At 42.7% G+C, this 6,858-nt stretch carries 11 protein-coding genes; 7 read left to right on the top strand and 4 right to left on the bottom strand.

What is annotated here, in order from left to right:
* The first annotated feature begins 180 nt into the window (after positions 1 to 180).
* The 5 genes from ACEW80_RS09180 (at position 181) to ACEW80_RS09160 (ending at position 3,961) form a co-directional block, all read left to right on the top strand.
* A complete protein-coding gene (locus tag ACEW80_RS09180; RefSeq protein ID WP_373526284.1) occupies positions 181 to 2,136 on the top strand; it encodes a DUF1565 domain-containing protein in 1,956 nt (651 codons plus the stop codon).
* A gap of 111 nt (positions 2,137 to 2,247) precedes the next feature.
* Positions 2,248 to 2,496 carry a hypothetical protein gene (locus ACEW80_RS09175; protein ID WP_335005086.1) on the top strand — a complete coding sequence of 83 codons (249 nt, stop codon included), beginning with the start codon at positions 2,248 to 2,250 and terminating at the stop codon, positions 2,494 to 2,496.
* A complete protein-coding gene (locus ACEW80_RS09170; protein WP_373526283.1) occupies positions 2,496 to 2,900 on the top strand; it encodes a type II toxin-antitoxin system VapC family toxin in 405 nt (134 codons plus the stop codon). Before ACEW80_RS09175 ends, ACEW80_RS09170 begins: the two co-directional genes overlap by 1 nt.
* A gap of 362 nt (positions 2,901 to 3,262) precedes the next feature.
* Positions 3,263 to 3,607, top strand: coding sequence for a DUF433 domain-containing protein (locus ACEW80_RS09165; RefSeq protein ID WP_373526282.1), 345 nt, complete (start codon positions 3,263 to 3,265; stop codon positions 3,605 to 3,607).
* Positions 3,608 to 3,610: 3 nt separating this feature from the next.
* Entirely contained in the window at positions 3,611 to 3,961 is a 351-nt protein-coding gene (locus tag ACEW80_RS09160; RefSeq protein ID WP_322718035.1) for a DUF5615 family PIN-like protein, read from the top strand.
* A gap of 66 nt (positions 3,962 to 4,027) precedes the next feature.
* Here ACEW80_RS09160 and ACEW80_RS09155 read toward each other — a convergent pair whose 3' ends face one another.
* Both ACEW80_RS09155 and ACEW80_RS09150 read right to left on the bottom strand, forming a co-directional pair.
* Complete coding sequence (locus tag ACEW80_RS09155; protein ID WP_373526281.1) at positions 4,028 to 4,465, bottom strand: putative toxin-antitoxin system toxin component, PIN family; 438 nt, start codon at positions 4,463 to 4,465, stop codon at positions 4,028 to 4,030.
* Positions 4,462 to 4,686, bottom strand: coding sequence for a hypothetical protein (locus ACEW80_RS09150; protein WP_229484255.1), 225 nt, complete (start codon positions 4,684 to 4,686; stop codon positions 4,462 to 4,464). Before ACEW80_RS09150 ends, ACEW80_RS09155 begins: the two co-directional genes overlap by 4 nt.
* A 148-nt stretch (positions 4,687 to 4,834) precedes the next feature.
* Here ACEW80_RS09150 and ACEW80_RS09145 point away from each other — a divergent pair, with 148 nt between their 5' ends.
* The gene (locus tag ACEW80_RS09145) at positions 4,835 to 5,011 is read left to right on the top strand and encodes a hypothetical protein (RefSeq protein ID WP_229546149.1); all 177 of its coding nucleotides are present in this window, start codon (positions 4,835 to 4,837) and stop codon (positions 5,009 to 5,011) included.
* Positions 5,008 to 5,187 (top strand): hypothetical protein, encoded by a 180-nt coding sequence (locus tag ACEW80_RS09140; RefSeq protein WP_373526280.1) that lies wholly within the window; start codon positions 5,008 to 5,010, stop codon positions 5,185 to 5,187. Before ACEW80_RS09145 ends, ACEW80_RS09140 begins: the two co-directional genes overlap by 4 nt.
* A gap of 82 nt (positions 5,188 to 5,269) precedes the next feature.
* Here the strand turns inward: ACEW80_RS09140 and ACEW80_RS09135 are convergent, their stop codons facing one another.
* Both ACEW80_RS09135 and ACEW80_RS09130 read right to left on the bottom strand, forming a co-directional pair.
* A complete protein-coding gene (locus ACEW80_RS09135) occupies positions 5,270 to 5,395 on the bottom strand; it encodes a hypothetical protein (RefSeq protein WP_334951200.1) in 126 nt (41 codons plus the stop codon).
* Positions 5,396 to 5,590: 195 nt separating this feature from the next.
* On the bottom strand, positions 5,591 to 6,781 hold the full coding sequence (locus ACEW80_RS09130; protein ID WP_373526279.1) for a tetratricopeptide repeat protein: 1,191 nt from the start codon (positions 6,779 to 6,781) through the stop codon (positions 5,591 to 5,593).
* Between the last annotated feature and the right edge of the window lie 77 nt (positions 6,782 to 6,858).

The raw sequence follows: 6,858 nt of genomic DNA, 5'->3' as shown, positions 1-6,858 counted from the left end.
AATTCATATTGGGCGCGGGTCAGGTTGCTGGGGTATGCTTTACTCATGTTACTCTCTCGGTGCTGTCTATTATCTATTCACAGCTTATACTGAGAGAGCTTTTTTACACCCTTTCCGACTTTTCAAACATCCTCTAAGAGTATAAGAATTTATTGTAACTTCTAAGGAGTTGTGTTAAAGATGATTCTCCCTATTGTATTTACTAAGTACCGTAGAGTAGATATTACGCCTGCAAAGCCTAAGTTTCTGGAATCAGGAAGGCTTTTATTTTTTCGTTTATCAGTATTATCTTTTACCGTAAGTATGGCGTTCCTGGGTACTAGTTTTGGCAGTGCGTTAGCGTTCGCGGAGCGTCTGGTAGAGAAGCTCGCCGTTAGCGTCTCAGAAAGAGAAGCCTCTCGTAGAGAAGGCATCGCTCAGATTCCATCAACACCAGATTTGATGCCTGTGGGTGAGAAAACAATTTCTCAGGTTAACGTGCTGTTTGTCAACTCAAGTGTTGGAGATGACAGTGCAGGTAATGGCAGCGAATCCGCTCCTGTGAAAACTATTACCCAAGCGTTGCGATTAGCGATCGCCAATACTGTAATTATCCTCTCCACCGGCACTTACAACGCCGACACAGGAGAGATTTTCCCTTTAATGCTGAAACCGGGTGTTTCAATTCAAGGCAACCCTAGCAATCAAGGTAAGGACATTATCATTCAGGGAGGTGGTGATTACCTGAGTCGGAGCTTTGCTGGTCAAAATGTCACAATTGTTGGAGCAAACCAAGCCTTGCTCACTGGTGTGACAGTGACGAACCGGAACCCCCGTGGTTATGGTTTATGGATTGAATCTAGCAATCCGGTAGTTGCAGAAAATACTTTTACAGGCAGTACTCAAGATGGGATTTCCGTAAGTGGTAACGCTGCACCCACCATTAGCAAAAATTACTTTGATCGCAATGGAGCCAATGGGATCACAATTGCTGGTAACTCCCGTGCCCAAGTGAAGGAAAATGTCTTTCACGAAACGGGTTTTGGCATCAATATTGCCCAAAATGCCGCTCCTGTAATCATCGGCAATCAAATTCAGAACAATAGATCGGGGATTGTGGTGCAAGCAAGTGCCCGCCCGATTTTGCGGAATAATTCTATTCAAAATAATAAAGAAGATGGTTTAGTGGCGATCGCTCAAGCAATGCCAGATTTGGGTAGTGCATCTGAACCTGGGGGTAATCAATTTCAAAATAATGCTCGCTACGACATTAACGCCAGCGCTGCTAAACAGATGATTTCTGCTGCTGGTAATAACCTTATGAGCGATCGCATCACTGGCAAAATAGATATCAACGGTATAACAGCATTAGCAGCCCAAACTTCTCAATCTGTCCCTGTCCCCAACAATGTGTTACGAGAAATACCAGCGAATGGTGAAATCACCTTCTCGGCTCCTGGAGTTGCTGAAACTACCAATGAACAAACTAACAACAGCATTTCTGCAAATAATCCTGTTCCTGCACAATTAAACAGTCAACTGCTGCCATTGTTGCCAGTTAATATACCACTTTCCCCGCCTATATCCAATCAACAGCAAGCCACCTCTAAAGTTGCTGGTTTTCCTACTCCTAGCAGCTTGTCAGATAGACAAATATCAACTCCCAATCCACCAGAGTCGTCTGATCCGCCGCAGTTAAATTATGTGCGGATCGATCCCAATACGATTGAGTTGACTGCTTCTCAGTATCCATCTAATTCAATAGCCCAAGCATCAGTTCCAAGTATGAGGAATCAAAGACAGCAGCCATCACCAATACTAGAAACTTCTACCCGGAGTGCTTCAGGACTTTTACCACTTCCTAATCACAATATTCCCATTAGTAATACTCCCAATATCCAAACAATTTCTGCAAGTATCCCTTATGGGGGTAACTCTGCGACACAGTTCGGTATACTTTATCGTGTAGTAGTTCCACTCTTCACTGATAAAGATCAAGATTTAGTGCGATCGCTTGCTCCTGGTGCGTTTCCCACTGTTTGGCAAGGTCAAAGAGTTATGCAAGCAGGAGTATTTAGCAGTGAATATAACGCTAAAGAAATGCTCAAAACACTCTCTAGCAACGGTTTAAGAGCCATTATGGAACCGTTGAATTGAGTATGGGCATGGGGCAGAAGAGGCGGAGGATACTTTCAGTTTGTAATGGTCTACTCACGATTTAAATTTTTAGGCGACAATTATTGAGAAAAGAGGACGGAGAAAGTCGCCATGTTAGCTGTAGAAGGAACATTTCAAGAGGGTGTAGTTTGCCCTGACAAGCCAATTGCTGGACGCAATGGACAAAAAGTGATGATTGTATTCCTGCAAGAAGGAAATGAACCACCGATTGAAGATTCAGCCTGGGGTGATTTTGCTCAACTTTTAAATGACTGTCAGGTTCATACTGGCATTGGTGATTTAGCCCACCAACATGACCATTATTTGTACGGCACATCCAAACATAAAGATGAGGTTTAGTGCAAGTTTTTATCGACACAGCAGCATGGATTGCACTGGCTAATATGGATGACGAGTTTCATGATCGGGCAACCCAGATTATGGGTGATTTGCTGAACCAAAAGGCAAGATTAGTTACCACTGAGTTTGTGCTACTGGAAGTAGCGGATGCCCTTACCGCTCCAAACTTGCGGTTAAATACTATCAAGTTCATTAACGGTTTAAGACAAGCCCCGATTTTACGAATTATTCCTCTTAGTGAGGATTTGCTAGCGAATGGTTGGCTTCTTTACAGTCAACGTTTAGATAAAAACTGGGGGTTAACCGATTGCACCAGTTTTGTTGTCATGCTGAGTGAGCAGATAACTCAGGCATTTACGAGCGATGGCCACTTTGAACAAGCAGGTTTTGTGAAGTTGCTGTAGGGACTGTTAAGTGAGGCAGAGAGCGATCGCACAGTTAGCAAATATTTGTAGTTGAATTATATTTATAATATTTTTGGGCGCGATCACCTTTGTCGTAAGCTGGGTTGAGGTGACATCTCCATCAGACCTGCTGGGATTGCTATGGTTTCTTAAATTTTAGTGCGTTTGCGTGATCGCTATCAGTCCCAAGGAGAATTATAGCCAGGGCGTCTATTGACTGATGAAAACTTCAACGTATTTTGGGAAGTCGGTCAAAAGGCGATCGCGTTCTTGTTTTAGGGAGCGATCGGGGTTACTCTAAGCCCAGGGACTGAGTATTGTAAACTGAAGACAGAAATACCACAAATCCAAGAATTGCCCCCATGAGCGTTCAAATCAAATTTCAGGTTAGCGCTCCGCCCTTTCGTTGGGATGAAGCTGGAGGTATTCGCATCGGTCAAAGCCGCGTTACTCTTGATAGCTTACTAGCAACATACCATAACGGCTCTACACCTGAAGAAATTGCTGTTCAGTATCCCGTTCTCTGTTTAGGGGAGATATACGCAGCGATCGCATACTATCTCACCCATGTCCAAGAAATCGACAATTACCTAGAGCAGCGTCGCAAAAAAGCTCAACAACAGCGAAATCAATTTGTCCAGCAGTATAATTTAGCTAATCTTAGGCAGCGCTTGCGCGATCGCTATCAGCCTCAAGGAGAATTATAGCCAGTGCGTCTATTGACTGATGAGAACTTCAATGGCTCGATATTGCGGGGCTTGATCAGACGTTTACCTGGATTGGATATTGTTCGTGTCCAAGATGTAGGTCTAATCCATACTGATGATTCCACTATTTTAGAGTGGGCAGCCAATGAAGAACGCATCTTGCTTACCCATGATATAGCAACGATTACTGTCCATGCTTATGAGCGAATCAACAAAGGTTTGTCTATGCCTGGAGTTGTTGAAGTTATTGCAACGGCTCCCATCGGACAGGTCATTGACGACTTATATTTATTCGTTCGTTGCAGTAAGTTTGGTGAATATGAAGGTCAGATCCTTTTCATTCCCTTTTCTTGATTGTAATAGCGATCGCGGTTCAAAATAAAATCGACTTGAGAGAGCGATCGGGGAAAGCATCCTTTATCAATCACCTTCATCTAGATATTTCAGGAAAGAATGAACACCCAATAACTGAATGCCATAGCTTGCCATTACCCCTCTCAAATCATCATCAGCCCGCAAGTCATCATCTCCAGATACGATAATCCCCGCTTTGCCATCAATCGCTGTAGCCAACACAGGTAAATCTTTGGGATCTCGACAATTAGGCGGAACAGTTTTCAACTCAACCCATAAGGCGCGGTACTGTAACTGTTGTTCTAAGCGAATCGCCTGACTAGAGTCAATCCGCTCTCTTAAACGGGGGCGATTCCAAACAAGATGGAGTTCTTCCATGAGGGGTTGACTCATTACCAACTGGAATTTATCCTCATTAAATGCTGCCAAAATCGGCAATGTAACTCGCCCTTTCAGCAAAATGCGAATCCAGATGTTGGTGTCGATGACCACTCGCAACATCATACCTGCTGGGATTGCTGACGCACAGCTTTTATTTCAGCCCTGATTTCATCGTCTGTAATCTCATTCACGGGGGGTTCGGCATAAAGTTCTTGAATTAAAGCCGTCAAATCTGAACGTAAATCTATTTGAATCAAGGCTCTAGCGACTTTTGCTCGTTCGTCTGGCTGCAATTGTTGTACCGCCGTAATGAGTTGTTCCAAAGTAATTGGGATCGATACCATGTCAGTACCCATCATGATGGTTTCTTAAATTTTAGTGCGTTTGCGCGATCGCTATCAGTCTTTTCAGCGGAATTTATAATTGACAAAAGCAATGTTATCCTAACTTGTCACAAATGAACCGATTTAATTTTATTCAATGGTAAAAGGTATGGAACCGACCATCGAACAACTTAAAGCATTCTTTGACTTTTGCGTTCGGGCTAGTAATTTGTTTAGAGATATAGCATTGGTTAGATTTGATGAGAGGACAAGCCGAATCGTGATTTTGATAGGCGAAACCATCCAAGTAGAAATTCTTAGTAATGGGGAGAACATTATCCGATGACAAACTATTTAACTCTTAATGAGCAAGAATTAAGACAATATGTGATATCAAACCCCCAGGATGAGGAGGCATTTCAGCATTACCTCAGCATCATGAGAGCGAAACCGGGGGTAGTGGTCAGCACTCCAGAACAATTAGAGGCTGAGTTAAAACGGCGTATTAATCAAGCTAGTTAACATAGAACCCGTTACTGACATTCCAGTAACGGAGTTTTTTCAATTTAGCATCTTGACTCAATGTGAATTTTGGGACTTGCCTTTATTCAGCAACGCCGATATTGCGGCGATCGCACACCCATCTGCGCTGATTTGGCGACTTGCGTGTTGCAGTCAGCCTAGCAAATATGAAGGTCAGATCCTTTTCATTCCTTTTTTTGATTGTCATTGGCGATCGCAGGTCAAAATAAAATCTTGAGAGAGCGATCGCAGGTCAAAATAAAATCAATCGACTTGAGAGAGCGATCGCCGGTCAAAATAAAATCAATCGACTTGAGAGAGCGATCGCTTTTCTAATGTGGAGGAGGCGATCGCGGTTTCATCAAAGGAACAGATAATTTATAATTTTTTTACTACACTAGCATTAAGTATAATTATCGCCCAACAATTTCAGATTTTCGCGGATAGTGGCTGTATTGGGATGATCTACTCCTAAGCTAAGTTCAGCAATTGATAATGCTTTTTTATACAGTGGTTCTGCTTCGCTGTACCGTCCTTGGGAATTGTAGAGTGCTGCCAGGTTGTTGTAACTGGAGGCGACATCGGGATGCTCTTCTCCCAGCAGCCGTTGCATGAGTTTTAATGCTTTTTTATACAGTGGTTCCGCTTTGCTGTACCGTCCTTGGGAATAGTAGAGAAAAGCCAGGTTGTTGTAACTGGTGGCGACATCGGGATGCTCTTCTCCCAAGCGGGTTTGTACTACTGATACACATTGCTGACACCAGGGTTCTGCGATCGCATATAATCCCTGTCCAGAATAAAATCTATGTAATCCCCCAAAAACCCAAATTAAATTTTCATCACTGACTGCATCAGTCAGATTTTGTGCTATCTCTGCTAAATGTGCGATCGCATCTTTGACACTTGTAATTAACTGTAGAGTTGGTGAAGAGCGAATACTCTGTGCCACTTCTACGAAAACTTTACAAAAGTTATCTTTTTGTTCGTCCGCATTAACTAAATTATTTTGCTTATTTCTCAGAAATTCTTGAATTAGTTGATGTAATTGATAAGTATCTCCACCCTGTAAAAGGTGCAAATTTTCTAATTCAACTCTGGCATCTTCTAATTCTTCAGAAGCTTGCTCTGTTGCAGCACGTTCCACCAACGACCAAGGAATTGGAGCCAAAGCAAATAAACTGAGTAAACATCCTAATTGTTGGGCATCATCACTTAATTCTGACCAACTCAACTCAAAAGCCGCCGCTACTCCATTTTTTACGTTTAAAGTCCAAGTGGGGTCATTTTCCTTCACGACTAACGAAGGATGTCCTAACCCTTTTTCCTCCAACCGTTTTAGCATATCAGCTAAAATTATGTTGCGTTTCTTTACATACCTGCCAACTAATTGCAAAGCTAGGGGCAAATAGCCCAAACGCTGACAAAGTTCTTTAGCAAGTGCTAATTCTTGGTTTTGCTTTTCTTCTCCAATGAATTGAGCTAGTAATAAGAGTGCGTCTGTCTCTGATAAAACCTCCAAAAACAAAGAACTAGCTAGGGCTTGCTGAACAAAAGTGAAACATAGTCTAGGTAAGGGTTTTGAGCATTTTTTCACCAAGCAAGTGCAAGACTATAGCATCCAGAGGTTCAAAAACCTTGCACTTTCGTCGGCGAGCGCCGGGCAAATTGGGA

Origin of the sequence: Nostoc sp., from assembly GCF_041747015.1 — a bacterium.
Taxonomy (GTDB): Bacteria; Cyanobacteriota; Cyanobacteriia; order Cyanobacteriales; family Nostocaceae; genus Nostoc.
The sequence above is the reverse complement of the archived record's forward strand: the minus strand, read 5'-3'. Positions and strand labels throughout refer to the sequence as shown.

Excerpts from the sequence above, each read along its gene's own strand:
- ACEW80_RS09180 (WP_373526284.1), top strand. The coding sequence starts at position 181 with ATGATTCTCCCTATTGTATTTACTAAGTACCGTAGAGTAGATATTACG.
- ACEW80_RS09175 (WP_335005086.1), top strand. The coding sequence starts at position 2,248 with ATGTTAGCTGTAGAAGGAACATTTCAAGAGGGTGTAGTTTGCCCTGAC.
- ACEW80_RS09165 (WP_373526282.1), top strand. The coding sequence starts at position 3,263 with ATGAGCGTTCAAATCAAATTTCAGGTTAGCGCTCCGCCCTTTCGTTGG.
- ACEW80_RS09155 (WP_373526281.1), bottom strand. The coding sequence starts at position 4,465 with ATGATGTTGCGAGTGGTCATCGACACCAACATCTGGATTCGCATTTTG.
- ACEW80_RS09150 (WP_229484255.1), bottom strand. The coding sequence starts at position 4,686 with ATGGTATCGATCCCAATTACTTTGGAACAACTCATTACGGCGGTACAA.
- ACEW80_RS09145 (WP_229546149.1), top strand. The coding sequence starts at position 4,835 with ATGGAACCGACCATCGAACAACTTAAAGCATTCTTTGACTTTTGCGTT.
- ACEW80_RS09140 (WP_373526280.1), top strand. The coding sequence starts at position 5,008 with ATGACAAACTATTTAACTCTTAATGAGCAAGAATTAAGACAATATGTG.
- ACEW80_RS09135 (WP_334951200.1), bottom strand. The coding sequence starts at position 5,395 with ATGACAATCAAAAAAAGGAATGAAAAGGATCTGACCTTCATATTTGCT.